This is a genomic window from Kitasatospora sp. NBC_01300, from assembly GCF_041435235.1.
Taxonomy (GTDB): Bacteria; Actinomycetota; Actinomycetes; order Streptomycetales; family Streptomycetaceae; genus Kitasatospora.
The window spans coordinates 912,575-939,504 of the sequence record NZ_CP108408.1 but is presented as its reverse complement, the minus strand read 5'-3'; the positions used below and the strand labels follow the sequence as shown (position 1 = coordinate 939,504).

The 26,930-nt window shown below is 71.6% G+C and carries 17 protein-coding genes and 1 CRISPR repeat array; of the genes, 13 read left to right on the top strand and 4 right to left on the bottom strand.

Translation table 11 applies throughout. The features are described 5' to 3' along the window. Positions 1-217 precede the first annotated feature (217 nt). The 6 genes from OG556_RS04020 (at position 218) to OG556_RS03995 (ending at position 12,362) form a co-directional block, all read left to right on the top strand. Positions 218-6,331 (top strand): acyltransferase domain-containing protein, encoded by a 6,114-nt coding sequence (locus tag OG556_RS04020; RefSeq protein WP_371515885.1) that lies wholly within the window; start codon positions 218-220, stop codon positions 6,329-6,331. After that, on the top strand, positions 6,328-8,154 hold the full coding sequence (locus OG556_RS04015; protein ID WP_371515884.1) for an amino acid adenylation domain-containing protein: 1,827 nt from the start codon (positions 6,328-6,330) through the stop codon (positions 8,152-8,154). The genes OG556_RS04020 and OG556_RS04015 overlap by 4 nt, the downstream gene beginning before the upstream one ends. 96 nt (positions 8,155-8,250) lie before the next feature. Beyond that, positions 8,251-10,035 carry a beta-ketoacyl synthase N-terminal-like domain-containing protein gene (locus OG556_RS04010; RefSeq protein ID WP_371515883.1) on the top strand — a complete coding sequence of 595 codons (1,785 nt, stop codon included), beginning with the start codon at positions 8,251-8,253 and terminating at the stop codon, positions 10,033-10,035. After that, positions 10,032-11,270, top strand: a complete 1,239-nt coding sequence (locus OG556_RS04005) for a cytochrome P450 (protein ID WP_371515882.1) — start codon at positions 10,032-10,034, stop codon at positions 11,268-11,270. Before OG556_RS04010 ends, OG556_RS04005 begins: the two co-directional genes overlap by 4 nt. 5 nt (positions 11,271-11,275) lie before the next feature. Continuing rightward, positions 11,276-11,971 carry a formyltransferase family protein gene (locus OG556_RS04000; RefSeq protein ID WP_371515881.1) on the top strand — a complete coding sequence of 232 codons (696 nt, stop codon included), beginning with the start codon at positions 11,276-11,278 and terminating at the stop codon, positions 11,969-11,971. A 166-nt stretch (positions 11,972-12,137) separates the two neighbouring features. Further along, the gene (locus tag OG556_RS03995; RefSeq protein ID WP_371515880.1) at positions 12,138-12,362 is read left to right on the top strand and encodes a holin; all 225 of its coding nucleotides are present in this window, start codon (positions 12,138-12,140) and stop codon (positions 12,360-12,362) included. A gap of 18 nt (positions 12,363-12,380) precedes the next feature. Here OG556_RS03995 and OG556_RS03990 read toward each other — a convergent pair whose 3' ends face one another. The 3 genes from OG556_RS03990 to OG556_RS03980 are packed head-to-tail and all read right to left on the bottom strand — an operon-like array spanning position 12,381 to position 12,966. Further along, positions 12,381-12,572 (bottom strand): DUF397 domain-containing protein, encoded by a 192-nt coding sequence (locus tag OG556_RS03990; protein WP_371515879.1) that lies wholly within the window; start codon positions 12,570-12,572, stop codon positions 12,381-12,383. After that, positions 12,569-12,760: a DUF397 domain-containing protein gene (locus OG556_RS03985; protein WP_371515878.1), complete on the bottom strand. Its 192-nt coding sequence runs from the start codon at positions 12,758-12,760 to the stop codon at positions 12,569-12,571. The genes OG556_RS03990 and OG556_RS03985 overlap by 4 nt, the downstream gene beginning before the upstream one ends. After that, positions 12,757-12,966, bottom strand: coding sequence for a DUF397 domain-containing protein (locus OG556_RS03980; RefSeq protein WP_371515877.1), 210 nt, complete (start codon positions 12,964-12,966; stop codon positions 12,757-12,759). Before OG556_RS03980 ends, OG556_RS03985 begins: the two co-directional genes overlap by 4 nt. A 393-nt stretch (positions 12,967-13,359) precedes the next feature. Between OG556_RS03980 and OG556_RS03975 the strand changes: the two genes are divergently transcribed. Further along, positions 13,360-14,679 (top strand): cation:proton antiporter, encoded by a 1,320-nt coding sequence (locus tag OG556_RS03975; RefSeq protein ID WP_371515876.1) that lies wholly within the window; start codon positions 13,360-13,362, stop codon positions 14,677-14,679. Positions 14,680-14,820: 141 nt separating this feature from the next. Here the strand turns inward: OG556_RS03975 and OG556_RS03970 are convergent, their stop codons facing one another. Beyond that, complete coding sequence (locus tag OG556_RS03970; RefSeq protein ID WP_371515875.1) at positions 14,821-15,546, bottom strand: TetR family transcriptional regulator; 726 nt, start codon at positions 15,544-15,546, stop codon at positions 14,821-14,823. A gap of 216 nt (positions 15,547-15,762) precedes the next feature. On the opposite strand from OG556_RS03970, the gene OG556_RS03965 reads away from it, so the two are divergent. The 6 genes from OG556_RS03965 to OG556_RS03940 all read left to right on the top strand — a co-directional run bounded on the left by OG556_RS03965 (position 15,763) and on the right by OG556_RS03940 (position 25,659). Continuing rightward, positions 15,763-16,950 carry an FAD-dependent monooxygenase gene (locus OG556_RS03965; protein ID WP_371515874.1) on the top strand — a complete coding sequence of 396 codons (1,188 nt, stop codon included), beginning with the start codon at positions 15,763-15,765 and terminating at the stop codon, positions 16,948-16,950. 314 nt (positions 16,951-17,264) lie between these two features. Further along, the gene (locus OG556_RS03960; RefSeq protein ID WP_371515873.1) at positions 17,265-18,644 is read left to right on the top strand and encodes a M64 family metallopeptidase; all 1,380 of its coding nucleotides are present in this window, start codon (positions 17,265-17,267) and stop codon (positions 18,642-18,644) included. A 231-nt stretch (positions 18,645-18,875) separates the two neighbouring features. Beyond that, a complete protein-coding gene (locus tag OG556_RS03955; RefSeq protein ID WP_371515872.1) occupies positions 18,876-20,705 on the top strand; it encodes a glycoside hydrolase family 15 protein in 1,830 nt (609 codons plus the stop codon). A 262-nt stretch (positions 20,706-20,967) separates the two neighbouring features. Next, on the top strand, positions 20,968-21,738 hold the full coding sequence (locus OG556_RS03950) for a ricin-type beta-trefoil lectin domain protein (RefSeq protein ID WP_371515871.1): 771 nt from the start codon (positions 20,968-20,970) through the stop codon (positions 21,736-21,738). 2,239 nt (positions 21,739-23,977) lie between these two features. Beyond that, complete coding sequence (locus OG556_RS03945) at positions 23,978-25,135, top strand: helix-turn-helix domain-containing protein (protein ID WP_371515870.1); 1,158 nt, start codon at positions 23,978-23,980, stop codon at positions 25,133-25,135. Further along, a complete protein-coding gene (locus tag OG556_RS03940; protein ID WP_371515869.1) occupies positions 25,132-25,659 on the top strand; it encodes a hypothetical protein in 528 nt (175 codons plus the stop codon). The genes OG556_RS03945 and OG556_RS03940 overlap by 4 nt, the downstream gene beginning before the upstream one ends. Positions 25,660-26,115: 456 nt before the next feature. Next, a CRISPR array of direct repeats spans positions 26,116-26,632; the repeat unit is 28 nt; unit sequence GGAGCAATCCCCGCGCGTGCGGGGCCGA. Positions 26,633-26,930 lie beyond the last annotated feature (298 nt).

Genomic DNA, 26,930 nt, shown 5'->3' with positions numbered 1-26,930 from the left:
GATCCTGTCGTCGATGCACTCGCGGACCGATGTGACCCAGAGACGCCCGTGATTTCCCCCGCTGGGGGAACGAGCCGCGCCGCCGGCTGAAACAGCGGTACACGAACGGGAGTTCTCGCTCGCCGTGAACGCGGGGATCGGAAACGCCGATCTCATCCGCACGCCAACCGTCGGCCCCACCCAGGAACTTGATGCGGCGAAGGGGACCCTCCGCGTCATGAGCCGCCCCCCGTATCCGGCTGCCCGGGTGCGGAACCGAACCCCCCGACCGGTCGGCCGTGAAGCTCCACCCGTCCATTCCATCCGCCCTGTTGAGGGAGTCGCCGTGCCCCGAGAGCGCGCAGCGCGAGACATTTCCGCCGTAACGGATTTCCTGCTTTCCCGTGTTGTCGAGCTGTTGGACGTGTCCGCGAGCGCGGTGGACCGCTCGGCGCCGCTGCACCGGTACGGACTGGACTCGCTGAGATCGGTGACGCTCGCGGCCTCGCTGTCCGAGTTCCTCGGCTGGCAGGTCCCGGCCACCTGGATGTGGCAGTACCCGACCGTCGACGGGCTGGCGCGTGCGCTCGTCGACGGTCCGCGCGCCGCGGAGCCCGCCCCGGGTGCCGAGCGCCGCCGACCGCCCTCGCACGAGCCCGTCGCGATCGTGGGCATCGGCTGCCGGTTCCCCGGCGGGCCGGACCCGTCGGCGTTCTGGCGGCTGCTGGTCGAGGGCGGCGACGCCGTCGGGCCGGTACCGGCCGCGCGACGCGAGCTGCTGAACGACCGGGTGCGCTGGGGCGGCTTCATCGACGGCATCGACCGGTTCGATCCGCTGTTCTTCGGCATCTCGCCCCGCGAAGCCGTCCAGATGGACCCGCAGCAGCGCCTGATCCTGGAGCTGTCCTGGGAGGCGCTGGAGGACGCGGGCATCGCGCCCCACAGCCTGGTCGACAGCGACACCGGCGTGTTCATGGCCTCCTGTTGGGGCGACTACGCCGCCCTGGCGCACTACCGTGGCCCCGACAGCCAGATCACCCCGCACACCGCGACCGGCATGCACGACGGCATCATCGCCAACCGGGTCTCCTACGTCCTCGGCCTCCAGGGCCCGAGCATGGCCATCGACGCCGCCTGCGCCGGATCGCTGGTCTCGGTGCACGTCGGGTGCCAGTCGATCTGGCTGGGCGAGAGCGACCTGGTGCTGGCCGGCGGCGTGAACCTGAGCTTCGTCTCCGACTACTACACCGCCATGGACGCGATGGGCGCGCTCGCCCCGGACGGCCGCTGCAAGTCCTTCGACGCCCGCGCCGACGGCTACGTCCGCGGCGAGGGCGCCGGCGTCGTCGTGCTCGCCCCGCTGAGCGTGGCGCTGGAGCGCGACCTGCCGGTGTACTGCCTGATCAAGGGCAGCTCCTCCAACAACGACGGTCTGAGCAACGGCATGACGGCGCCGAACCCCCAGGCGCAGGAGAAGATGCTCCGCACCGCGTACCAGCGGGCGGGCATCGCCCCGCACCTCGTGGACTACATCGAGTGCCACGGCTCCGCGACGCCCCTCGGCGACCCGATCGAGGCCAACGCCATCGGCGCGGTGCTGGGCGGCGGCCGTACGGAGCCGCTGCGGCTCGGGTCCGTCAAGTCCAACGTCGGGCACCTGGAGGCGGCCGCCGGCATCGTCGGCCTGGTCAAGCTCGCGATGTCGATGCGCAACGGAGTGCTGCCGCCGAGCCTGCACTACAGCGCGCCGAACCCGCAGATCATGTTCGACGAGTACGGCCTCACCGTCCAGGACCGGCTGACGCCGTGGCCGCGACGCTCCGACGCCCGCCGGGGCGGCGTCAGCTCGTTCGGGTTCGGCGGCGCGATCTGCCACGTCGCCGTCGAGGAACTGCCGCGCCCCGAGAGCTCGCTGCTCCTGCTGGCCGCGGACTCCCGGGAGGGGCTGGCCGAGCGGGCCCGGGCGCTGCGCGACGAGAGCGACCTGCGCGCGCTCTGCCGCCGGACGCCCGGCGACGGCCCGTTCCGGCTCGCGGCCACCGCCCGCGACATGCCCGAACTCCGCTCCCAGCTGGACGCCTTCGGCAGCGGGGCGACGGCCCCCGGGCTGAGCGTCGGGGAGCGGACCGGACGCGAGCCGCGGGTGGCCTTCCTGTTCTCGGGCAACGGCTCGCAGTGGGTGGGCATGGGCCGGCAACTGCTCGCCGGAATGCCCGTGTTCCGCCGGTCCATGATGAAGTCCGACCGGCGGATGCGGGAGCTGCTGGGCTTCTCGCTCGTCGAGCAGCTGATGTCCCCGGACGGCCGCATCGACGACATGGACGTCTTCCAGCCGCTGCTGTTCTCCCTCCAGGTCGCGCTGGCCGAAGCCTGGCGCTCTCTGGGGGTGGAGCCGGACGTCGTCGTGGGGCAGAGCGTCGGCGAGTTCGCCGCCTCCCACATCGCCGGCGCACTCGACTTCGACGACGCCTCCCGCCTGGCCGCCCACCACGGCCGGCTCCTCCAGCAGCTCGCCGTGGGGCGCGGCGAGGGCATCGTGGTGATGATCGCCGCCGACGAGGTCAGGCCGCACCTGACCGGCCGGCTCACCGTCTCCGGCCACAACGGCCTGAACTCCACCCTGGTCACCGGCACGCCGCAGGAGATCGACGACCTCGTCCAGCGGCTGACCGCGGCGGGCGTCACCAACCACCGGGTCCGGATGGGCCACGCCCCGCACTCCCCGCTGGTCGACCACGTCCTCGCCCCGCTGAAGGTCGAACTCGACGGCATCAGGCCCCGGACCACCCGCATCCCGATGATCTCGACGGTCACCGGCGAACGCGTCGACGGCGCCGAGCTCGGGCCGGACTACTGGGCGGACAACCTGCGCCGGGAGATCCGGGTGGTCGACGCCCTGACGAGGCTGCGCGACCACGACGTCGACGCGGTGATCGAGATCAGCCCGCACCCCGTCCTGCTCAAGTCGGTGTCGGAGATCCTGCCGGCGGCCACCCTGCCCTCGCTGCGCCGCGGCGCCGACGAGGCCTCGACCCTGCTCGGCTCGCTCGGCGCCCTGTACACCGCCGGCCTCCCCGTCGCGGCCCACCCGTTCCTCGCGGGCGACCGCGGACGGCACGTCACGCCCGGCCGCAGCGACGCCGCCGCCGACGGGCAGGTGCACCTCGTCCCCGTCACCGCCCGGACGGCCGGCGCGCTGGCCGACACCTGCCGCGAGCTGTCCAACCACGTCGAACGCGACGCGGGCCTGCGGGTCTCCGACCTCGCCTACACGCTCGCCGCCAGGCGCAGCCACCACAACCACCGGATCGCCCTGTTCGCCCGCAACCGGCAGGACGTCCTGGACGGCCTCGCCCGGGTCGCCGCCGGCCGGCCGCACCCCGACGTCGTCACGGGCACGGTCTCCGGCACCGTCGACCGGCGGGTCGCGCTGGTGTTCTCCGGCGGCGGCACCCAGTGGGTCGGCATGGGCCGCGAACTCCTGCGCTCGCACGCCGGCTTCCGCACCTGGATGACCGCCTGCGACGCCGCCGTGCGCGCGGCCGGCGGCTGCTCGGTGCTCGACCTGCTGGCCGCCCCGGCCGACGAGGCCAGGTACGAGGAGATGGACTTCCAGCAGCCCGTGCTGTTCGCCCTCCAGGTCTCGCTGGCGAAGGTCTGGCTCGGACTCGGCATCCAGCCGACCGCCGTCGTCGGGCACAGCCTGGGCGAGGTCGCGGCCGCCTGCGTGGCCGGCGCGCTGTCGCTGGAGGACGCCGCCCGCGTGGTGGTCGCCCGGTCACACCTGCTGGAGCGCAAGGCCGCCGCGGGCGCCATGATCTCCGTCGACCTGCCGGAGGCGGAACTGCTGCCCCGGCTCGCCCCCTACGCCGCGCACGCGGCCGTCGCCGTCGTCAACAGCCCCACCAGCGCGGCGGTCTCCGGCTCGCCCGAAGCCGTCGACGCCCTGGAGGCCGACCTCAAGCGGGACGGGATCTCGACCCGGCGGATCCGGGTCGAACGGCCGGTGCACAGCCCCGGGATGGACCCGCTGCTCCAGCCGCTGCGCGAGGGCATCGACGGCATCACCCCGCTGACGCCCGGCATCGACTTCCACTCCACGGCACTGGCCGACACGGTGAACCCCGTCGCCGACGTCGACTACTGGGTGCACAACCTGCGCAACCAGGTCCGGTTCGCCGAGACGATCGGTGCGCTGGTCGACCAGGGCGTCGGCACCTTCATCGAGATCGGCCCGCACGAGACGCTGCGCGGCGCGGTCGAGGAGATCGCGCTGACCCGTGGCGCCCGGGTGCACGCGATCAACTCCCTGCGGCGCGACGAGAGCGACGTCCGCTGCCTGCTGGGCGCCGCCGCGTCGCTGTACGTCAGGGGCCTGCCGCTGACCTTCGACCCGCTGTTCGGCGACGACGTCGAGGTCGTGGAGACGCCGCTCGTCCAGTGGCAGAAGGAGCGCTACTGGATCGACACCGAGCCCCGCCCCGCCCCGGCGGCTGCCCCGGCCGTCGAAACCGTGGCCGCGCCCGTGGCCCAGGCCGGCCCGGAGCAGGAGCAGGCGGACCGGCCGGTGGCGGAGGTCGTCCTCGCCGAGCTCGCCGACGCGCTGGGCGTGCCGGTGAGCAGGTTCGACGTGAACGCCAGCATGCTCGACTTCGGCCTCGACTCGATGCTGGCGATCCGCCTCGTCAACAGGCTGCAGTCGCTGTTCGGGCACCGGGTGTCGCCGGTGGTGTTCCTGGACGGCCGGCCCATCTCCGAGGTCGTCGGCCACTTCGTCGAGCTCGCCGCCGGACCGGCCGCGCCCGCGACGGCCCAGCCCGTACCGGCATCGGCACCTGTCCCGGCGCCGGCCCCCGAGGCCGAGCCGGACCGGACGTACCTCGACGAGCTGTCCGAACTGGACGCCGAGGAGCTGGTGGACGAACTGGACGCGCGCGGACTGCTGGAGGCCACCGACGCACCGGCCCTGGACCAGCTGCGCGCCGACGGCCTCGGCCTCGCACTGGCACCGGCCTCGCACGGCCAGGCCTCGCTGTGGTTCATGCAGATGGTCGCGCCGGACGCCGTGCCCTACAACTTCATGGTCACCGCCCGGATCCGGACCGCCGTCGACGAGAAGGCCCTGGACCGCGCCGTACGGGCCGTGATGGAGCGCCACCCCGCCCTGCGCACCCTCTTCGTGGAGGCGGGCGGCCGCCCCTACCAGGTCATCCTGGACGAACCGGTGTACGAGTTCGTCGTGGCGGACGGCACCGACCTGGACGACGAACAGGCCCGCGAGGAACTGGCCCGCTACGGGCACGAGCCGCTCGACCTGGACAACGGGCCGCTGGTACGGATCGTCCTCCTGACGCGTGGGCCGGCGGACCACTACCTGCTGGTGCTCGTCCACCACATCGCGTCGGACGCGGCGTCGGCCGACGTCATGATCCGCGAACTCCAGGAGTACTACGAGGGCGCCGACCCCGCCGCCAGCGCGCCGGTCGCTCCCTACACGGAGTTCGTCGAACGGGAGCGGCAGTGGCTGGCCGGCCCGGCGGCCGGCGCGGCCCTGGACTGGTGGTCGCAGAAACTGGCCGACCCGCCCGCCCACCTCGACCTGTCCAGCAAGGAGCGGCCGCCGGGCGTCACCTACGAGGGCCGCGACCTCGCCTTCCGCTGGAGCGCCGAAGAGACCCGCCTGCTACGGGAGTTCGCGGTGCGCGAGGGCGTGTCGATCAGCACCGTCGTGCTGGCCGGGTTCTTCGCCGCGCTCAACCGCGCGGTCGGCACCGAGGACGCGGTACTGGCCACCGCCATCGCCCAACGCGCCGAGCCCGGCTGGGAATCCGCCATCGGCTACTACCTCAACACCGTGCTGGTGCGGGCGAACCCCGCCGGCGACCGCAGCTTCCGCGAACTGCTGCGCGAGGTCCACGCCTTCTCGCTCGGCCTCCTGGAACACATGAACTACCCCCTCGACCTGCTGGCCTCCCAGCTGCGGCCGCCGAGGGCCGAGGGCCGCTCCCCGTGGTTCGACGTGGTCGTCAACTGGCTCTCCTCGGACGCGTTCCCCCGGTCCGTCAAGCTCTTCCACGGCATCGGCGACACCATCACGCCCGACGGCGCGCTGCCGCTCGAACCGCTTCAGGTGCGCAGGCACCTCGCCAAGTTCGACCTCGAAATCTCGATGGCCGACATCGACGGCGAGGTGGCCGGCCACGTCCAGTTCAAACCGAGCTACCTGGAAAGGCAGACCGTGACGGCACTGCTCGCGCTGTACCGCACCGTGCTCTTCGACGCGATCGCCCAACCCGACCGGGCCCTCGGTGACTTCGCGCCGACCGGCCTCCCCGAGGAGACGGACCAGTGACCGAGACCCTGCACTCCGCGTTCGTCGAGCAGGCGCTCAAGAACCCCGACGCGACCGCCGTCTACTCCGACGCCGGCGTCCTGACCTACGGCGAACTGAACGAACGCTCAAGGGAGTTGGCCGAGCGGCTGGCCGCCGACGGCGCGGGCCCCGGCGTCCCGGTCGGCATCTGCGTCGAGCGCACCCCCGACCTGCTCGTCGGCATCCTGGCGGCCCTGCGCGCCGGATCCTGCTACCTGCCGCTGGACCCGAACTACCCCGCCGACCGGCTGACCTTCATGGTCCAGGACAGCGGGACCCGGCTGCTGCTCACCACCCCCGCGTCCCGGGCCAGTTGTCCGCCCGGACCGACCGTGGTCGTGCTGGGGGAGAGCGTGACGACCGAGCCCGGCGCGAAGCCCGTGGCGGTCGTGCCCGGCGACACCGCGTACGTCATCTACACCTCGGGCTCCACCGGCAGGCCCAAGGGCGTGGCCGTCCGGCACGGCGGCTGCGTGGCGATGCTCGCCGAGATGGACCGGGTCCTCGACGGCTGCGACCTGAGCGGAGTCTCGGCGGCGAGCTCGGTCTGCTTCGACCTGTCCGTGATGGAGATCTTCAACGCGCTGTGCCGCGGCGGCGCCGTCGTGCTCGTCGAGAGCGCCGTGCACCTGCCGGAGAGCCGGCACGCCGACCGGATCACCCACCTGAACGTCGTCCCGTCGGTCATGAACAGCCTGCTCGACGCCGGAGCCCTGCCGCCGAACGTGCGCACGGTGGTGTTCGGCGGCGAGGCCCTGCGCCGCAAGCTGGTGGACCGCACCTACCGGGAGACCGGCGCCGACCGGGTGTTCAACGCCTACGGCCCCACCGAGGGGACGGTCTTCTGCTCGTTCGGGCCGGTGCCCGAGGACGGGACGGACGAGCCGACGATCGGCCCGCCGACGACCAGCGACCGGGTCTACGTGCTCGACGAGCAGCTGAGGCCGCTCCCGGCCGGTGAGCCCGGCGAGCTCTACCTCGGCGGCGCCGGCCTCGCGCACGGCTACGTCAACCGGCCGCGCACCACGGCCGAACGCTTCGTGCCGGACCCGTTCCGCAACGGCGAGCGGATGTACCGCACCGGGGACGTCGTCAAGTTCACCGACGACGGAGAACTCCGCTTCCTCGGCCGCACCGACCACCAGGTCAAGCTGCGCGGCTACCGCATCGAGCTGGAGGAGGTCGAGGCCCGGCTCACCGGCTGCCCCGAAGTCCGGGAGGCCGCCGCCGTCGTCCGGGGCAACCGGCTCGTCGGCTACGTCGTGCCCGCCGGCGACGACGCGCCGCAGGCCGGCCCCCGGCTGGACGCCGCGCTCCAGAGCGCCGTCACCGGCAGGCTCGCCGTCGAACTGCCCGACTACATGGTGCCCGCGACGCTCGTGGTGCTGGCCGCCCTGCCGCTGGGGCCGGGCGGGAAGCTCGACCGCAACGCGCTGCCGGAGCCGCCGGCCGCCGACACCGGCGGGCCCCTGACGGCCGCCGGCACGCCGACCGAGGTGGCCCTGTCGGAGATCTGGGGCCAGCTGCTCGACCTCGAACCGTCGAGCATCGACGTGCAGTCCGCCTTCTACGACCTCGGCGGGGACTCCCTGCTGCTCATCCGCCTCGCCCGGCTGATGACCCGGCGCTTCGACCGCCGCGTCCGGGTGCCCGACCTCTTCAGCTTCCGCGACATCTCCTCCCTCGCCCGCTGGCTCGACGACGAGAGCGGCGCCACCCCCGAGGCGGTCCAGTCCGCCCGTGCGCGCGCCAACACCCGCCGGGCCGCGCTGCGCGGCCGCGGCGGCGCCACCGGCCGCTGAGCCGCGAGCCGCTGAGCTACGAGCCACGAGCCGCTGAGCTACGAGCCGCTGATTCTGCTGAGCCACCCTCACTCGAAACGAAGCAGGAGCCTCCCCATGACCGACAACCCCGAGCAGGACTACGACCCGGGCGACGTGGCCGTCATCGGCATGTCCCTGCGGGCACCCGGAGCCCGCACCAAGGAGCAGTTCTGGGACAACCTCGTCCACGGCCGGGAGTCCGTGTCGTTCCTGGCCAAGGACGACATCCACGTCGACGAGACCCTGATCCACAGCCCGTTCTACGTACGGGCCTGCGGCGTGCTCGACACGTACGACAAGTTCGACCCGTCGGTGTTCGGCATCAGCGACCGGATGGCGGCCGCGATGACCCCGGAGAACCGGCTGTTCCTGGAGAGCGCCTGGGAGACGCTGGAGGACGGCGGCTACGACCCCGACCGGCTCCGGGCCGAGATCGGCATGTACGGCGCCAACAACCCGCAGACCGCCGCGCTCTACAGCTCCCCGCCGGACCGGGTGTCGGTCGGCCCCGAGGCGATCGAGGCCAGCCTCGCGTGGTCGCCGGACACCATGACCTCCAACGCGCTGTACTACATGGGGCTCATCGGCGAGGCCGTCACCGTCGCCGCCGTCTGCGCCGGCTTCCACTACGCGGTGCACCTGGCCTGTCAGTCGCTGCTCCTCGGCCAGACCGACCTGGCGATCGCCGGCGGCGCGATGGTCCGCCTGCCGCACCCGCGCGGCCACCTGTGGGAGGAGAACCGCATCCTGTCGAAGGACGGCCACTGCCGCCCGTTCGACGCCAACGGCACCGGCACCGCGCTGTCCAGCGGCGTCGTCACCGTGCTGCTCAAACCGCTCGGCCACGCCGTCGCCGACCGCGACCACATCTACGCCGTCGTCAAGGGCTCGGCCGTCAACAACAACGGCGTCAGCGCGATGGCGTACGGCCTGGCCCAGCCCGAGCGGCTGAGCGCCTGCATCGCCAACGCCATGGAGGTCGGCGGCGTCACCCCGGACACGGTGTCCATGTACGAGGCCAACGGCCTCGGCCTGCCGATGACCGACGAGCTCGAAGTGCACGCGGCGACCATGGCGTTCGGGAAGCAGACCGCGACCACCTCGATCGGCGGGGTCAAGGGCAACGTCGGCCACGGCGGCGTGGTCTCGGGCGGCTTCGGCGCGATCAAGGCCGCACTGGCCCTGCACCACAAGACGCTCCCGGCGACGATCAACCTCACCGAGGTCAACCAGGACCTCGACTTCCCCAGCACCCCCTTCGTGCCGCAGGTCGAAGGGGCGCCCTGGGAGCCGCAGGCCGGCATCCGCCGCGCGGGCATCACCTCGATCGGTGGCGGCGGCTACAACGCGCACCTGCTGCTGGAGGAGGCCCCGACGGCCGCCGGGCGCGCCCCCGAGGACGAGGGCCGGCCGCGGCTGGCCACCCTGTCCGCCCTGGACGACGACGCGCTCGCCCGGCAGCGCACGCGGCTCAAGGACCGGCTGGAGGCCGACCCCGACCTGCGCCTGGACGACGTCTGCTTCAGCCTCAACCTCGGCCGCAAGGTGATGGCCCGCCGGTGGGCGGCCGTGGTCCGCAGCCGCGCCGAGCTGATCGCCGCGCTGTCCGACGACACCGCCCGCGGCCCCGCCACCACGACCGCCGCCGCCCCGCAGAGCGACCCGGGCTCCTTCTCCCGCACCGACAACGGCATCGTGCCCTCCGGCCAGGACGAGCGGGCGCTGGCCGAACTGGCCGCCGCCTGGGTGACCGGCCAGCAGGTGGACTTCGACGCCCTGCACCGGGGGCAGGCCAGCCACCGCGTGCCGCTGCCCACCTACCCCTTCCAGCCGCGCCGCTTCTGGCGCACGGACTGGTGACCATGAGCACGCCGCCACCGGACACCGTGGACCTGGGCGACCCGGCCACCTTCGCGGACCACGACCTCGACGGGTTCTGGCGCACCCTGCGGGACACCGCCCCGATGCACTGGAACCCGCCCGTCGACGGCCGCCGCGGGTTCTGGGTGCTCTCCCGCCACGACGACATCATGGCCACCTACCGGGACGACGCGAACTTCACGTCCGAGCGCGGCAACGTGCTCGTCACCCTCCTGGAGGGCGGCGACGCCGGGGCCGGCCGGATGCTGGCCGTCACCGACGGGCCCCGGCACCACGAACTGCGCAAGATCCTCCAGCGGGTGCTCTCGCCGAGGGTGCTCGACGAGGTCGCGCGGAGCGTCCGGGCCAACACCCGGCAGTGGATCCGCGAGGCCGTCGAGTCCGGCGGCTGCGAGTTCGCGGAGGAGATCGCCGGCCGGATCCCGATGACCACGATCTCGAACCTGCTCGGCGTGCCCGAGCAGGACCGGGACTACCTGCTCGGCCTGACCAAGACCGCGCTGTCGGCCGAGGACGAGGACGTCGACGAGGTCGACTCCGAGATGGCCCGCAACGAGATCCTGATGTACTTCCTGGACGTCGTCGAGGAACGGCGCGAGTCCCCGGGCGACGACGTGATCAGCATGCTGATCGCCAGCTCCGTCGACGGCGTGCCGCTCTCCGACGAGGACGTCGTGCTCAACTGCTACAGCCTGATCATCGGCGGTGACGAGACCAGCCGGCTGACGATGATCGACTGCGTCCACACGCTCGCCGCCCGGCCCGAGCAGTGGCGGCGGTTCAAGCACGGCGAGGTCGCGGTCGAGACCGCCGTGGACGAGGTGCTGCGCTGGGCCTCGCCCACGATGCACTTCGGGCGCAGCGCCGTACGGGAGACCGAACTGCACGGCGTACGGCTGCGCCCGGGCGACATCGTCACGCTCTGGCACGCCTCCGGCAACCGGGACGAACGGGTCTTCGCGCGGCCCGGGGAGTTCGACCTCGGCCGCACCCCCAACAAGCACCTGGCTTTCGGCTACGGCCCGCACTTCTGCGTCGGCTCGTACCTGGCCAAGGTGGAGATCGCCGAACTGCTCACGGCCCTGCGGGACTTCACCACCGGATTCGAGCAGACCGAGGAGGCACTACGGATCCGGTCCAACTTCCTGACCGGGTTCTCCACGATGCCGGTGCGGTTCGAGCCCGACCACCGCGGACTGAAAGAGGTCGACTGACCCGGATGAACATCTACATGTCAGGACAAGGGGGATTCGCGGTCGCGGTCGCGGAAGCCCTGCTGGACGACGGACACAAGATCGTCGGCGCGGCCGCCCCCCGGCTGCGCAAGGGGAAGTCCGACGAGGGCGACGCGATGTGCTGGGACCGCCTGCGCTCCTGGGCGTACCACAAGGACGTCCCGTGGACGGACTCGGCCGAACTGCGCGCGCGGCACATCCCGGACGGGGTCGACATCATCGTCGCCGCGCACTCGCACGCCTTCCTCGGCCGCCAGACCCGCGCCCGGGCCGCCGTCGCCACCATCGGCTACCACCCCAGCCTGCTGCCGCTGCACCGCGGCCGGGACGCCATCCGGTGGACGATCCGCGACGGCGACAAGGTGACGGGCGGAAGCGTCTACCACCTCACCGAGCGCACCGACGCGGGCCCGCTCGCCGCCCAGGAGCACCTGTTCGTGCCCCCGGGCTCGACCGCGCAGAGCCTGTGGCGCGACCACCTGGCGCCGCTCGGCGTGCGGCTGCTCCTGAAGGTGGTCGCCGACCTCACCGCGGACCGGCGGATCGAGGTCCCGCAGGACGAGAAGCTGGCCACCTGGGAGCCCGCGATGGGCGCGCCCCCGCTGTTCAAGCCCGAACTCATCGCGCTGCCCGGCACGGTGCAGGTCGACAGCAGCAGGTGGGCCCTGCACGAAGGGTGACAGCCGGGTGATCCGCCGGCGCCCCGCACACGCGTTGTGTGCGGGGCGCCGGACTGGACGCCGAGCCCGTCGTCGGAACTCGACAGCGTGAACGTGTACACCAGGGACGGCAATTCCGAGCGCCCCCCGTGCACCTCTGTACCTTCACCGCGAAGGAGTCCCGACCATGCGGAAGTTCATCACCGATCTGGCCGAACGCACCGTCGCCACCTACGCCGTGGCATTCCTCGGCCTGCTGCTGGCAGACGGATTCGACCTGACATCGATCGGCGCGTTCAAGGCGGCGGCCGTGGCGGCACTGCCGGCCGCGCTGGCCGTGGTCAAGGGAGTGGCCGCGACCTTCGTCGGCGACCCGAACTCGGCAGCCCTACTGGCCCGCCCCCACGAGTAACCGGCCCGGCCGGGCGCGCTAAACCGGGAACTCGCCCTCGCGAACAGCCGCGACGAAGGCGCCCCATGCGGGGGCGGGGAAGACGAGGACCGGACCGTCGGGGTCCTTGGAGTCACGCACGGGGACGCGGCCGGGGAGGCCAGAGGCGACCTCGACGCAGTCGCCACCGTCCGGACCGCTGTAACTGCTCTTGCGCCAGACCAACTTCATGCCGGGAACTCCCCATTCTGGAGGGCCGCGACGAAGGCTTGCCATGCGGGGGCCGGGAAGGCGAGGACCGGACCGCCGGGATCCTTGGAGTCACGCACGGGGACGAGGTCGGGGAGGCCGGAGGCGACCTCGACGCAGTTGCCGCCGTTGCCCCCGCTGTAGCTGCTCTTGTGCCAGAGCAGCTTCATACGGGGAACTCGCCCTCGTGAACGGCCGCGACGAAGGCGCGCCATGCGGCGGCGGGGAAGGAAAGGACCGGACCGCCGGGGTCCTTGGAATCACGTACGGGCACGCGGCCTGGGTACCCGTGGGCCACCTCGATGCAGTCGCCGCCGTTCGTGCCGCTGTAGCTGCTCTTGCGCCAGCTGGCCGCGTCGAGCTCGTTCTGCATCATCTCTGAACCCTTCCGGCGCCTTGGCGATTCGCCGCACTTGATCGCGGAGCTTGCGGTCGGTCCCCGCTTGATCTTCCGTCGTGCCATCACTGCCCCCTGCTGTGCACCACGTGCTCAACACGTGTATTTGGGCGTCACGGTACCTCCGCGTTCCGATCATCAGTATCGGAACGCGATCTTTTGCTTGCACAGAGTCACGCCGCGCGCCCTTCGCGCGCCCCTGTCCGCCGGTCCGCCTCGTACGGGCGTGAAAGGCCGGGTCGGGGCGTGGGGGAGGAGCCACGCGCCTGCGACACGCGAGGAACGCTACGTCGACGAACGGGCCCTTCCCGATAATGCAGGGGCCGCGTCACCGGGCCGCGCACGTCCCCGTTCCCAGGAAGGCGCACGACCATGGAAGGCTCCTCCTCGACCGCGCTCGCCGACATTGCGACCATCCTGCTGATCGGGCTCGTCCTCTCGCCGCTGCGCACCCGCCTGCGCCAACCGGTGGTGGTCGGCGAGATCGCGGTCGGGGTGATCCTGGGGCCCAGCGTCCTCGGGCTGCTGCCGGGCGATCTCCCGCACGTCCTGTTCCCGCCCCACGTCCGCGAGCACCTGTCGGTGATCGCCCAACTGGGCATCGCGCTCTTCATGTTCGCCGCCGGCTGGGAACTCGACCTGAAGCAGCTGAACGGGCGGGTCCGCACCGTGGTGGCGGTCACCGCGGCCTCCGTCGCGGTGCCCTTCGCCCTCGCGGTCGCCCTGGCCGTCGTCCTCGCGGCCAGGTGGCCCCGCCTCATCGGTACGGAGACGTCCCCCGTGCTGCTGGCCGTGTTCCTGGGCATCGCGCTGTCCGCCAGCGCGCTGTCGGTGCTCGCGCGCATCGTGGGGGAGAACCAGCTGCAGTCGACCCGCATCGGGGCCATGGCCACGGCCTGCGGGGCGCTCACCGAGATCACCGCGTGGTGCGGCGTCGCCTGCGTCGCCTCCGTGGCCCGGAGCGGCGGCTCGGACCGCGTCCTCCTCGCCTTCGCCGAACTCGCGAGCTACGCGGGGGCGATGGCGTTCGTGGTCCGCCCGCTGCTGCGCCGCCTGCTGCGCCGGCCGGCCCGCGTCGACGGGCATCCCCTGCTCGTCCTGCTGACCCTCGGCACCGGGATCCTGCTGTCCGCGTGGACCACCTCGTGGCTCGGCATGCACGCCGTGATCGGCGCCTTCGCCTTCGGGCTGGCCATGCCGCGCGACGCCGCCGAGGAACTGCGGCACGCCATCGAGGTGCCGCTGCGCCACGCGGGGGCGCTGCTGGTGCCGGTCTTCTTCGCGCTCACCGGGTTGTCCGTGGACATCGGCGGGCTGGGCTTCGGAAGCCTGGTGGCGGTGGCGGTGTTCCTGGCCGCCACCTGGGGCGGCAAGTTCGCCGGCGCCAGACTGGGCGCCCGGCTGATCGGCGTGCCGCGCGGCGAGGCCACGACGGTGGCCGTCCTGCTCAACACCAAGGGCCTCAGCGAGGTCCTCATCCTGACCCTGGGCCGTGACCTGGGCATCATCGGCGACCGGCTGTTCACCGTTCTCCTCGTCACCGCCTTCGCCGCGACCCTGCCCGTGAACCCGCTCGTACGGCGTCTCATCCGTGTTCCCGACGCCGCTTCCCCGGTCGGCGCAGCCGCTCTGCCCCGTCAACAGCAGGACTCCGCCGCGAGATCGGGCATCGAGGAGGCCAGCGGAGCGTGACGCACCGCGAGGCTCGGAGCACCGGCGGGGCGGAGACTTCCTGCGCCTGTCCAAGCGGCATCACCGCCGAGATGACCTTCGATGTCTCAATGAAGTCTCATTATTAGCCGCTCTGCCTGACGGCCGCTCTCGTGCCTCCGGCTACGTCGGCAGGTGGCGGTAGACCGTCGCCCGGGATACTCCGAGCTCTGCCGCGATCTGTTCGGCGGTGCGGCCGGCCGCGTGCAGGCGCCGGGCGGTGTCGACCATCGCCGGGCTCATCGCGCTCGGCCGGCCGCGCCGTTCACCGCCGACGCGCCCGGGGCCGGCCGCGGCGGGGGGTTCGGGGCCGTCCAGCAGCCGGTGCGCCCCGGCCAGGATGCAGGCGCGCAGGTCCTCGGGCGGGGCGTCGGCGAGCAGGATCACCGGGTCGGAGAGCATGGCGATCGTCTGGGCGGCGCGCACCCGGGCGACGAAGTCCGGGTGGGGCCCTGCCACCAGGACGTTCGCGCGCATCATCCCGTTGCGGAACCGTGTGAAGCCCGGGCCGGTGAGACCCGGCGCCGCGTCGTACAGGCTCATCCGCAGCAGGTCGCGGTGGCGCAGCCAGACGTCGAGCAGCCCCTCGATCGCCGCCCAGCGGGCTGCGGCCGGATCCGGCGGCCCGGTGGGCGCCAGCGCGGCGTCCAGGTCGTCCAGCATCGGTTCGATCAGCGCGCCGAGGATGTCCGCCTTGCTGGGGAAGTGGTACAGCACCGCGGCCTTCGTCACGTCCACCCGTTCGGCGATCCCGCGTACCGAGGTGGCGTGGTAGCCGTGCGCGGCGAACTCCTCCAGGGCCACCGCAAGGATCCGTGCCCGGGTGTCGGGGTTCTCGGCAGCAGTCATATGGGGAGCCTAGTCGCCGCCCCTTGCCTGACCGGCGGTCAGGGCGTAGCGTCGAATTACTGACCGATGGTCAGTCCGGGAGCGCCGACGCGACCGCTGACCGGCGAAGGCTGCCGCGAGTCGTCCTGACCGCGATCAGGTAGCAACGATCAGACGATGACGATCAAGCGGCGACGATCAAGCGGCGACGATCAGGCGATGACAGAAGGAGCGTCCATGAACGCCTCGACCAAGACGGCCGATCGCACCGTGCTGATCTCCGGGGCCGGCATCGCCGGACCGACGCTCGCCTACTGGCTGGCCCGCCACGGCTTCCAGCCGACCGTGGTCGAGCGGGCCGCGGCCGTGCGCTCCAGCGGCAGCCCGGTCGATGTCGCCGGGCGCGCGATGGAGGTCGCCGAGCGGATGGGGATCAGGGACCGCCTCCGGGCGGCCGCCACCCAGGTCACCGGTGTGGGCTTCTACAACGCCGCGGGCCGCCGGGTGGGCAGGATCGACCTGCGCGGCCTGTCGGGCGCGGACCGGGCCGACACGGTCGAGCTGCCGCGCGGCGATCTCGCCGCGATCGTCCACGAAGCCGGCCGGGACGACGCCGAGTTCGTGTTCGGCGACTCGATCGCGGGCCTGAGCCAGGACGAGGCGGGTGTCGACGTCACCTTCGAGTGCGGCCGCCCCCGCCGCTTCGCCCTGGTGGTCGGCGCCGACGGCCTGCACTCCGCCGTCCGCCGGCTGGCCTTCGGCCCGGAGTCCGGGTTCGTCCGCCACCTGGGGATGTACGTGGCCACCATGCCGTTGGCCGGGGCGGCGGGCGACCTGCGGGAAGTGGCGATCCACAACACGCCGGGCCACGCCCTCTGCGTGCATCCCGGATGCGGCAGGCCGCTGGCCGCGTTCATGGTCCGGTCCGCCGCCGTGCCGGACTTCGACCACCGCGACACCGAGCAGCACCGGCGACTGCTGACCGCCGCGTTCGCCGGGATGGGCTGGCGCGCGCCCGAGGTGCTGGCGCAGGTGCGCGAGAGCGAGGAGCTGTACTTCGACGCGGTGAGCCAGGTCCGGCTGCCGCGGTGGTCGCGGGGCCGGGTCACGCTGCTCGGCGACGCCGCGTCCTGCGTGTCGCTCTTCGGCGGCGGCTCCAGCCTGGCCATGGCGGGCGCCTACGCCCTGGCCGACGCCCTGGCCGCCGATCCCGCCGACCACCGCGCGGCCCTGGCCCGTTACGAGGCCGCGCACCGGGGGTTGGTGGACCAGGCCCGGCAGTCCGTACGCGCGGCCTTCGCGCTGCTCGTCCCGGCCGGCCGCGGCGGCATCCTGGCCAGGAACCTGGCCACTCGGCTGTCGCCGGCCGTGCTCGCGACAGCCCGGGCCGGGAGTGTGCTCAAGTCCCGTGCCGCGCGCGGATAGTCCCCTGCCGCACGGGAACTGCTCCCGCCGACTTCGCCGCCTGGACCCGGTTGCGCCGGTCTGGTGTGTGCCGGTGGTGTGGGTGGGGGGCGTCGGTGCGGTGGCGGCAGGTGTGAACCGTTCGTGGGCAGCCGGCCGTATCCACCGGTGAGGTGGCGAGCGGGCGGTGTCACCACGTCAGCTCCGGCCTCGTACGGCCGCGTTGGTGGTGGGTGGCGGTGTCGCGGCACGGGACGGTGCGGTACGGCATGCACGTCCCGTGCGGGAAAGCTCGCCACTGGCCCTCGCTGCCCGTCGAGTTCGGAGAAACTCCTTTGCGCAACAGCAGGTTCACCTCGGTCCTCCTGGCCGGCGTCACGACGCTGGCGGCCCTCGCCGTCGGCGTCGGCCCGGCGGTCGCCGACCCGTCCGACCCGGCGGCCGTCACCGCCTCCCCGGACGCCTCCCCGGACGCCTTCCCGGAGGCTTTCCCGGGCGGCCAGGACGTCGAGGTCTTCGCCGAGGACGGCGCCATCAGCCGGACCAAGGTCCCTTCGGCGTCCCCCTTCGTCGCCGAGCAGTCCATGAGCGTGGACGCCGCCGGGGCCGCTGCCGCGGCTGCCGCCGGGGACGGCACCGTCACGAAGGTCGTCAACAACGGGAGCACGGACAGCAAGCTGGACGTCGTCATGATCGGCGACGGCTACACGGCCTCGGAGCAGGACAAGTTCCGCAAGGACGCCGCGGCGAAGTGGAAGGACATCAGCGCCGTCGAGCCCTACGCCACCTACCGCAAGCTGTTCAACGTGTGGGCCGTGGGCGCCGTCTCCGCACAGTCGGGCGTCTCCGGGGACCCGAAGCAGGACACCGTCCGCAAGACCGCCCTCGGCTCGCACTTCTGGTGCAACTCCATCGAGCGGCTGCTGTGCGTGGACACCAAGGCCGTCGACGCCTACGCCGCCAAGGCCCCGCAGGCCGACCTCGTGATCGTCGTCGCCAACACCGCCAAGTACGGCGGCGCCGGCTACGGCAGCACCCAGTCGCCGCTCGGGTACGAGGGCATCGCCACCGTGGCGGGCGGCAACAGCGCGTCCGGGCAGATAGCGGTGCACGAGACCGGCCACTCACTGGGCAAGCTCGCGGACGAGTACTGGGCCGACGGGGCGGGGCCCTACAAGGGCGCGGAACCCACGCAGCCCAACATCACCACCCTGAGCGCCGACCGGATGCGCCAGGACAAGACCAAGTGGTACCGCTGGCTCGGCAAGACCTCTCCCGACGGCGGCACCGTCGGCGCCTACCAGGGCGGCAGCAACTACCCGACCGGCCTCAACCGGCCGACCGACAACTCGGTGATGCGCTCCCTCGGGCGGGAGTTCAACCTCCCGGGCCGCGAGGCGATGATCGCCGGCTTCTACCGGCACGCCTCCACCCTCTCCAGCGCCACGCCCGTCACCACCCGGCTGACCGCGACCGACCGCCTCACCGTCGACCTCCCGGTCTCCGGCACCAAGCTGCGGTGGTACCTCGACGGCAAGGAGGTGACGGCCCTGCGCGACCACAAGACGATCGCCGTCTCGGACCTCGGCCCCACCGGCCCCAAGCCCGCCGCCCACGGGCTCAAGGCCGTCGCGAACGACCCCACCTCGTCCGTCATCGACCCGGCCCTGACCCCGGCGCTCACCCGTAGCCTGGTCTGGAGCGTCACCCGCTGACCACGGGGCGTGGCCCCTCGCGTCCGGCCGGGACGGGAGGGGCCGCGCCCGCGGCGGAAGCCGCACCGGCCGGGGCCCGCGCTGGTAGGGGCCCGCACCGGCGGAGGCCCGCACTGGCCGGGGCCCGCGAGCCCCGGCCGGTGCTCGGCCCGGCCCCCACGCCGACGGCGATCTACCATGGCTAGGAAGGCTTCGTCTCCAAGCCCGCGCCACAGCGGCGAGGAGGTCGGCATGGCGTTCGACACGACGGGGTTCGAGCAGACGGACAGCGGACGGTACCTGCCGATCTCCGAGCACGGCCTGATCGGCGACCTCCGGACGACCGCCCTGGTCGGCACGAACGGCACCATCGACTGGTACTGCTGTCCGCGCTTCGACGCGCCCAGCGTGTTCGGGGCCATCCTCGACGCGGAGCGGGGCGGCTCGTTCGAGCTGGCCGCGGACGTCCCGACCCGCACCCGGCAGTTCTACTTCCCCGACACGAACGTGCTGATCACGCGCTTCTTCGCCGCGGACGGCGTGGCGGAGATCCAGGACTTCATGCCCGTGGCCGACGAGTCGCCCGAGGTCGCCCGGCACCGGCTGATCCGCCGGGTCATCTGCGTCCGGGGAATCCTCCCCTTCCGGGCGCGGATCGCCCCCCGCTTCGGCTACGGCGCCGAGGCGCACACCGTGTCCCTCGAAGGCCACGTCGCGGTGTTCCGCTCCCCGTCGCTCACGCTCGCGCTGACCGCCACCGCGCCGCTGGAGACCGACGGCCTGGACGTGTGGTCGCACTTCAAGCTCCTGGAGGGCGACGCCGTCGTGTTCGCCCTCGACCAGATCGGCGACGACGTCCCGGCCCGGTCGTGTCCGCGCGCCGAGGCCGAGGAACAGTTCGAGGCGACCGTCCGGTTCTGGCGCCACTGGCTGGCCGGGTCGCGCTACCAGGGGCGGTGGCGGGAGATGGTCCACCGCTCCGCCCTGCTGCTCAAACTGCTCACCTACGCGCCGACAGGCGCGATCGTCGCCGCACCCACCACCAGCCTGCCCGAACAGGTCGGCGGCGAGCGCAACTGGGACTACCGGTACATGTGGGTCCGCGACGCCGCCTTCTGCGTCTACGCCATGCTGCGCCTCGGGTTCACCTCGGAGGCCGAGGCGTTCATGGGCTTCCTCTTCGAGCGCATGCGCGACACCGCCGCGAACGGCCCGCTGCAGATCATGTACGGCATCGACGGACGCACCGAGCTGCCCGAGTACGCGCTGCCGCACCTGGAGGGCCACCAGGGCTCCGCACCCGTGCGGGTCGGCAACGCCGCCACCGGCCAGCTCCAACTGGACATCTACGGAGCCATGATCGACTCCATCTACCTGTACGACAAGTGGGGGCAGCCGATCAGCAGCGACGGCTGGGAGGACGTCGGCATGGTGGCGGACTGGCTCTGCGAGAACTGGGACCAGCCCGACGAGGGCATCTGGGAGACCCGCGGGGGCCGCAGGAACTACGTGTACTCGCGGCTGATGTGCTGGGTGGCGCTGGAACGCGCGATCCGGATGGCGAACCGCCGCGGCCTGCCGGCCGACCTGCCCCGCTGGCGGCAGACCCGGGACGCGATCTACCACCAGATCATGCGGCGCGGCTGGTCGAGCGAACTGGGCGCGTTCGTCCAGTCCCTGGACGACGGCGAGCTGGACGCCTCGCTGCTGATGATGCCGATGGCCAAGTTCATCTCGCCCACCGACCCCAAGTGGCTCTCCACCCTGGACGCGCTCACCAAGGGCCTGGTCTCCGACTCCCTGGTCTACCGCTACAACCCGGCCACCAGCCCGGACGGCCTGAGCGGCTCGGAGGGCACCTTCTCGATCTGCTCCTTCTGGTACGTGGAGGCACTGGCCCGCGCCGGCCGCCTGGAGGAGGCCCGGCTCGCCTTCGAGAAGATGCTCACCTACGCCAACCACCTCGGGCTGTTCGCCGAGGAGATCGGCCCGACCGGCGAGCAACTCGGCAACTTCCCGCAGGCCTTCACCCACCTCTCGCTGATCAGCGCGGCCTTCAACCTCGACCGCGCGCTGGGCTGAGATTGCGTCAGTTCGACTTTCGTCCGACCCCTTCGCGCCTCCCGTCTGGCCCCTTCGCGCCTCCCGTCCAGCTCCCACCCGGCGGGAACGAGCAGGTCGCGGATGAGCTGAGGTGAATGGCGATATCTCGTCGGCCCACATCCGTTGACGGCCCCAGGCGGCACTGCAATGCTCATGACCAAACCTGCGCAACATCTGAGCAGTGCCATCACCCTGTCATCACGGAAAGGGCCCAACCCTCATGCGCCGTACCGCTGTTGTCATGATGACCACGCTGCTGGCCTCCGCCGCGGCACTCACCGTCCCCGCCGCCGCCCAGGCGGCGTCCGCCGCCGCGCGCCAGTCCGCGCCCGTCACCGCCCAGGCGGAGCAGGCGAGTTCGAGCGCCACGCTGGCCGGCGGGTGTAACGCCCTGGCCGCCGGCGGTGGCCAGGTCATCGGAACCTGTTCGGGCATCAGCCCCCTGCAGATCTGGCGCGTGCAGGCGCAGTGCCAGTACTACGTCAACAACACCGGCCCGTACATGCGCATGGCGATCGGTGCGGCCGTCGTCGGCAGCGGGGTGAGCACCGCCATGTGCAACTTCGGTGACACCGTCACGTTCCCGCAGGTCGTCTTCCTCGGTACGGTGCCGCCGCCGGTCGCCGGGCCGCAGGGCCAGATCAGCGGCTACGCCAGCAAGTGCGTCGACGTCCGGGGCGGCGAGAACAAGAACGGCACCGCGGTCCAGATCTACGACTGCAACGGCACGAACGCCCAGAAGTGGACCGTCGGCGTGGACGGGACGATGCGCGCCCTCGGCAAGTGCATGGACGTGGAGGGCGGCAACACCGCCAACCACACCATGGTCCAGCTCTACGACTGCAACGGCAGCGGCGCCCAGCAGTGGAAGGCCCAGTCCGACGGCTCGCTGCTCAACCCGCAGTCCGGCCGCTGCCTGGACGACTTGGGCTTCGCCACCAACAACGGCAACCAGCTCGGCATCTGGGACTGCAACGGCGCCGACAACCAGAAGTGGAACCTCCCGCACTGATCCCCCCGCCCCCTCGGCCCGGCCGTGATCTCCCCTCACGGCCGGCCCGACGGCCCCCTCGAATCCCACCTCCGGAGCCACGGGGTCCGGAAGCCGGATTCCCGCCGGCAGCCCGACTGCCGCCGGCCGGTGGTCCCGTTGCGCGGCACGCCGCACAACGGGACCACCTTTCGCTGGGCCCAAATCGTCTCGCCTATAACCCAGTTGACCACGCTGGCAACGGGGGTGTCGTGCCCCGACCTGGAGGTCGACACCTCCCCGAAGGAGAAAGAAGCACGCATTCGATTGAGCCCGTGTGGACACCATGACGGTTTCCGAAGACCCGGATGTCTCCCCAGAGATCACGCCACGGGTCCGGATCCGGGCCCATGACTGACCGAGCACCAGGATCGGCGGGACTCGACGGCATGCCCCAAGGCCAACCGGGCGTTCCCGTCAACCAAGAACCACACGAACGTGGCACACGGGACGAAGGAGCAGCCCCACAAAGCCCTGGCCCCCACCGACGATGGCATCCCCCTCAACTACCGGGAGGCCGGGAGTCGTCGCCCAGGCAGCGAGCCAACCTACTTCCTCCTGATGCCGGCAACCCCGCCCGGAGGCGCGAAGCCGAAAAGGCCTGATTCTTCGCCTGGGCCTCCCCCCCCCGGAACAATCCCCGCAAGCGCGGGGCCAACTCCCGTCTCCGGGAGCCTCGAAGCACGCCGAGGAGCAATCCCTGCAAGCGCGGGGCCGATCTCCAGCGCGATGCCCTTGGTGCCCTGAACCGAGAGCAACCCCCGCGAGCGCGGGGCCGACTGGGCCGTGCTGTTCCCTGGCGAGCCGGTGCTGGAGCAATCCCCGCATGTGCGGGGGCCAACCCGTACAAGGCGGAGCAGGACATCGAGCGGCGGGAGTAATCCCCGCGAGCGCGGGGCCGATACCCCGAAGGCGCTGAGCCCGCGGACGCCCACGGAGCGATCCCCGCGAGCGCGGGGACGATGGGGGTCACTTCTCGGGGGTCGGCGGCGGATCGGAGCGATCCCCGCGAGCGCGGGGCCGACGTGGGAACTGACGTGGTGCAGATCTCCGAGCACGAGCAATCCCCGCGAGCGCGGGGCCGACTCGGCCGGGTTGCAGGACACGTCGCCCACGTAGGAGCAATCCCCGCGAGCGCGGGGCCGACATTAGGCGTTCCTGGAAGGGGGTGCGGATCACGGAGCAATCCCCGCGAGCGCGGGGCCGACATTAGGCGTTCCTGGAAGGGGGTGCGGATCACGGAGCAATCCCCGCGAGCGCGGGGCCGACGCTGCCGTGCTCCCGGACGAGCGGTACCTGACGGAGCAATCCCCGCGAGCGCGGGGCCGACGGGCACCCCGGCCGCGGCCTTGGCGACGGTCCGGAGCAATCCCCGCGAGCGCGGGGCCGACGTGGTGTTGTCGGTCGGCTTGTTGTAGACGCCGGAGCAATCCCCGCGAGCGCGGGGCCGACACTTGCTGACCTGCGGTGATTCGCGTCAGGGGCCGTCAGTTGATTTAGTTCGATTAGGCAGGCGGCGTGTGAAGGAGTTCATGCCTCTTCCCCTCGACGAGACCAGCTCCCGGTGGTCACCGGTGCGATGGGCTGGTCTCCTGAACCATCCCCGCGAGCGCGGGGCCGAGCTCTCCCAAGCCGTCCCCTTGGCCTTGTTCGGGGAACAACCCCCGCGTGTGCGGGGCCGACACTGCGGTGTTCGCCTTGATGGTGCCGAAGGTGGAGCAATCCCCGCGAGGGTGGGGCCGACCCGTGCCACTGGCTTGGCACTGATGCTAGCGGAGAGCGATTCCCGTGGGCGTGGGGACGACTGCTGCCGAACGAGGAGGCGCGCCGCGTCACAGTTCTGCAGATCACCAGCCTCTCCTGACCGCTTGCGTGGCTGTGCCCCACTGGCCCTGCCCAGTGGGGCACAGTCGTGTCCTGGCCTATGCGGGGAGGCCTTGGCCGGACGCGGCCATCGGCTCGACAAGCCGGCCCGTTCCCGAAGCGATGACGTGTGGCGTGGTCTGTACCAATGATTGCAGCGGCCATTGCCGACCTGGCTCGCCACTGCGCCCGGCGGCACCCGATCACCGTGTGGCCGCGATTGCATTTCCGCAGGTCAGAGTACCTGTCGTGGCTTCGCTGTCAGTGCGCGCCGCGCACTCACTCAGGCGGGTGAACCCCAGGTCACAACCTGGTCATGTCGATTGCGAGAATCGCAACGCGACTGTACGGTCACAGCATGGATGCCGGACTGATTGAACGCGTGCGTCAGGTCATCGGCTCAACGGGTGAGACCCAGGCCGTCATGGCGGAGCGCATTGGAATCTCCCCAGACAAGCTGTCGAAGTCGCTTGGCGGGAAACGCCGCTTCACCTCCCTCGAACTAGCGCTGATCGCCGATTTCGGCGGCAGAACCGTTGACTGGTTGCTGCGCGGCGTCGAGCCGCGCTCGGCGCTCGGCGCCGCCGCGCGGAAGACGGGCGCCTGTGAGCACACCACCGACGAAGTGCGCAGACTCCTGGGCCGGTACGAGCAGGTGATCGACGCCTTGGCGCGGATCGGGAGCGACCTGCCGAGGCGTGCCCACACCCGCCCAGAGGGAATCGACGGCACGCAGCTCGCCCAGGCCGCCCTGGAAGCAGTGGGAACCGACCCCTGGACCCTCTCGACCCAGAACCTCGCTTCAAGCTTCGAGCAGGCCTTCGGCGTGGAGATCGCGGGCGTCGATCTTCCCGACAAGCTGGACGGTCTGTCCTGGTCGACCGAAAGCTTCGACCTCATTCTCGTTGCCAAAACCAATGTGTGGACACGCCAGCGGTTCACCCTTGCCCACGAACTCGGCCACATCCTCGCCGGCGACGCACATGACGAGGCGGTCGTCGAGAAGGTGCAACCGGGCCGGTCGACCACCGCGATGGAAGTGCAGGCGAACGCGTTCGCCGCGGAGTTCCTGATGCCGCGCACCACCGTTCTGGCCGACGCCCGGGACCGAACGGCCGGCGGTGACCTGGTGGCGGAGCTGGCCTGGAAGTACCGCGTGTCGCCGAGCGCGATGGCAACCCGGCTGAAGGTGCTGGGAGTCCTGACTGCCGATCAGCGTCGGCAGTGGGGCGCGATGTTGACAGCCGACGGCGCCAGGATTGCCGGCGCCGCGGGGGCCTTGGAGCAGCACATGGTCAACACCGATCGCAGCCAACGGGGTTGGCATCCTCGACGACTAACAGAGCTGGCAATCAAGGCTTATGCTTCGGGTGATACGACAGTCCGGCCGCTGGCAGCCCTCCTGGACCTCGACCCGGACGTGCTCCTGGACCTCCTGGAGCCCGCCCAGCCCGAGCCCGAGCAGCAGCAGGCGGCACCGTCCGATCCCGGAACGGAGCTCGCGTTCAGCCCATGATCAGCTGCTTTCCCGACAACACGGTCCTGTGCAACTTCGCGTCCGTCTCCAGGCTCGACATCCTGGAAAACGTACTGAGCGGCCGGGGTCGATGGACGGAAGCAGTGGCGTACGAAGCCAAGCGATCATCTCGATATCTGCCGGCCCTGGACCCACCCGACGTCTCCCGCTGGCTGGGGGATCCGATCGAAGTCGACGACCCCGAGACCGTGGAGCGGATTCGACAGGGCGTGTTCTTCGGCAGCCCGTCGGATCCGCTCAAGCATCTCGGGGAGTCCGAGACCCTGCACGTCATCAACACCCGGGTGGAGTTCAAAGAGGCTACGTGGATCAGCGACGACAAGGCGTCGCTGGACCTCGCGCGACACAGAGGGATCCCGACGATGCGCACCAAAGACGTGATGGCGGTCGCCTGCGTCGGATTCATCGTCTCGCAGCAGGAGGGGTTCGCCCTCCTCCAGCAAATGGTGACGAACGGCCGGTCCATACGACTGCCCGCCACCGCAGATGATCTGATGCGCTGAACACGCCGCTGCGCCCCACCCCGAGTCTCCGGGGTGGGGCGCAGCGGCATCCGGCGTTGTCACGCCGAACACCCCAATCGGATCGGCACGACAGGGGCTTCTTAAATCCCCTCGGGATCGCGGGGCCGACGCCGGCACGGAAGTCCTGGCCGGTTTCCTCGAGGAGCAATCCCAGCGAGCGCGGGGCCGACGAACGCTGCGGGGAAGTGCCCGGCGAGCAGCAGGAGCAATCCCCGCGAGCGTGGGGCCGGCGCGGCAGCCGCGAAGGTATGCGCCCACAGGGTAGAGCAATCCCCGCGTGTCCGGGGCCGATGACGTCGCGCAGAGCGGCGGCGTCAAGATCCCGGAGCAATCCCCGCGAGCGCGGGGCCGACGAGCCGACGCAGATGGAGAACGCCGCCATCCCTGTGAGCGCGGGGCCAACTATGGCTACATGCCCGCCCCTATGCCCGAGGAGGAGCAATCCCCGCAGGCGCGGGGCCCGACCACTCGAGGTTGCCGATCTCGTCGTGGTAGCGGGAGCAATCCCCCCGTGTGCGGGGCCGATAGGGCGAGATGCTCGTCGAGCCTACGGCCATGGGAGCAATCCCCGCGCGTGCGGGGCCGACAGGGTGTTCCGTACCTGGTCCGTGGACTTCGCGGAGCAATCCCCGCGCGTGCGGGGCCGACGCTTCCCGAATCCCCTCGCCCCGCCCCGCCGAGGAGCAATCCCCGCGCGTGCGGGGCCGATGCCCGGGTCGCGCGCCGCTGCCCGGGGGCGGCGGAGCAATCCCCGCGCGTGCGGGGCCGATCTCTCACGCCCGATGCCGTAGCGGCCGCTGATGGAGCAATCCCCGCGCGTGCGGGGCCGATACCCAGACCCGCATGAGGTCCTCCACCCCGCCGGAGCAATCCCCGCGCGTGCGGGGCCGATTCCTCGGGGGTGATCGGCGGGACGGGGGTAGCGGAGCAATCCCCGCGCGTGCGGGGCCGATACTTCCTGACCTGCGGTGATTCGTGTCAGGGGCCGTCAGTTGATTCAGTTCGATTAGGCAGGCGGTCTGTGAAGGAGTTGATGCTTCTTCTTGCGGGTGGGGGAGCTGTCAGCTGTGTCTTGCGCTCCCGAAGCGTACTCGTGCGGGAAGGTTCGGGGCGGTGCTTGGGGACGGTTGACGTTGGTATCAGCCCGAGGGCAGGAGGTGGCTGGGTGGACGGGGGTGACGTGTTGCTGTCGCAAATGCTGTGTGCCGTGGTGGTGGCTGAGGTTGTTTGGGATCGCTTCCTGCCGCTGG

Bases quoted from the DNA above. Each gene is read 5' to 3' on its own strand.
- OG556_RS04000 (WP_371515881.1), top strand. From the start codon at position 11,276: ATGAACATCTACATGTCAGGACAAGGGGGATTCGCGGTCGCGGTCGCG.
- OG556_RS03980 (WP_371515877.1), bottom strand. From the start codon at position 12,966: ATGATGCAGAACGAGCTCGACGCGGCCAGCTGGCGCAAGAGCAGCTAC.
- OG556_RS03975 (WP_371515876.1), top strand. From the start codon at position 13,360: ATGGAAGGCTCCTCCTCGACCGCGCTCGCCGACATTGCGACCATCCTG.
- OG556_RS03990 (WP_371515879.1), bottom strand. From the start codon at position 12,572: ATGAAGTTGGTCTGGCGCAAGAGCAGTTACAGCGGTCCGGACGGTGGC.
- OG556_RS04020 (WP_371515885.1), top strand. From the start codon at position 218: ATGAGCCGCCCCCCGTATCCGGCTGCCCGGGTGCGGAACCGAACCCCC.
- OG556_RS03995 (WP_371515880.1), top strand. From the start codon at position 12,138: ATGCGGAAGTTCATCACCGATCTGGCCGAACGCACCGTCGCCACCTAC.
- OG556_RS03950 (WP_371515871.1), top strand. From the start codon at position 20,968: ATGATGACCACGCTGCTGGCCTCCGCCGCGGCACTCACCGTCCCCGCC.
- OG556_RS03985 (WP_371515878.1), bottom strand. From the start codon at position 12,760: ATGAAGCTGCTCTGGCACAAGAGCAGCTACAGCGGGGGCAACGGCGGC.
- OG556_RS03970 (WP_371515875.1), bottom strand. From the start codon at position 15,546: ATGACTGCTGCCGAGAACCCCGACACCCGGGCACGGATCCTTGCGGTG.
- OG556_RS03955 (WP_371515872.1), top strand. From the start codon at position 18,876: ATGGCGTTCGACACGACGGGGTTCGAGCAGACGGACAGCGGACGGTAC.
- OG556_RS03965 (WP_371515874.1), top strand. From the start codon at position 15,763: ATGAACGCCTCGACCAAGACGGCCGATCGCACCGTGCTGATCTCCGGG.
- OG556_RS03940 (WP_371515869.1), top strand. From the start codon at position 25,132: ATGATCAGCTGCTTTCCCGACAACACGGTCCTGTGCAACTTCGCGTCC.
- OG556_RS04010 (WP_371515883.1), top strand. From the start codon at position 8,251: ATGACCGACAACCCCGAGCAGGACTACGACCCGGGCGACGTGGCCGTC.
- OG556_RS03945 (WP_371515870.1), top strand. From the start codon at position 23,978: ATGGATGCCGGACTGATTGAACGCGTGCGTCAGGTCATCGGCTCAACG.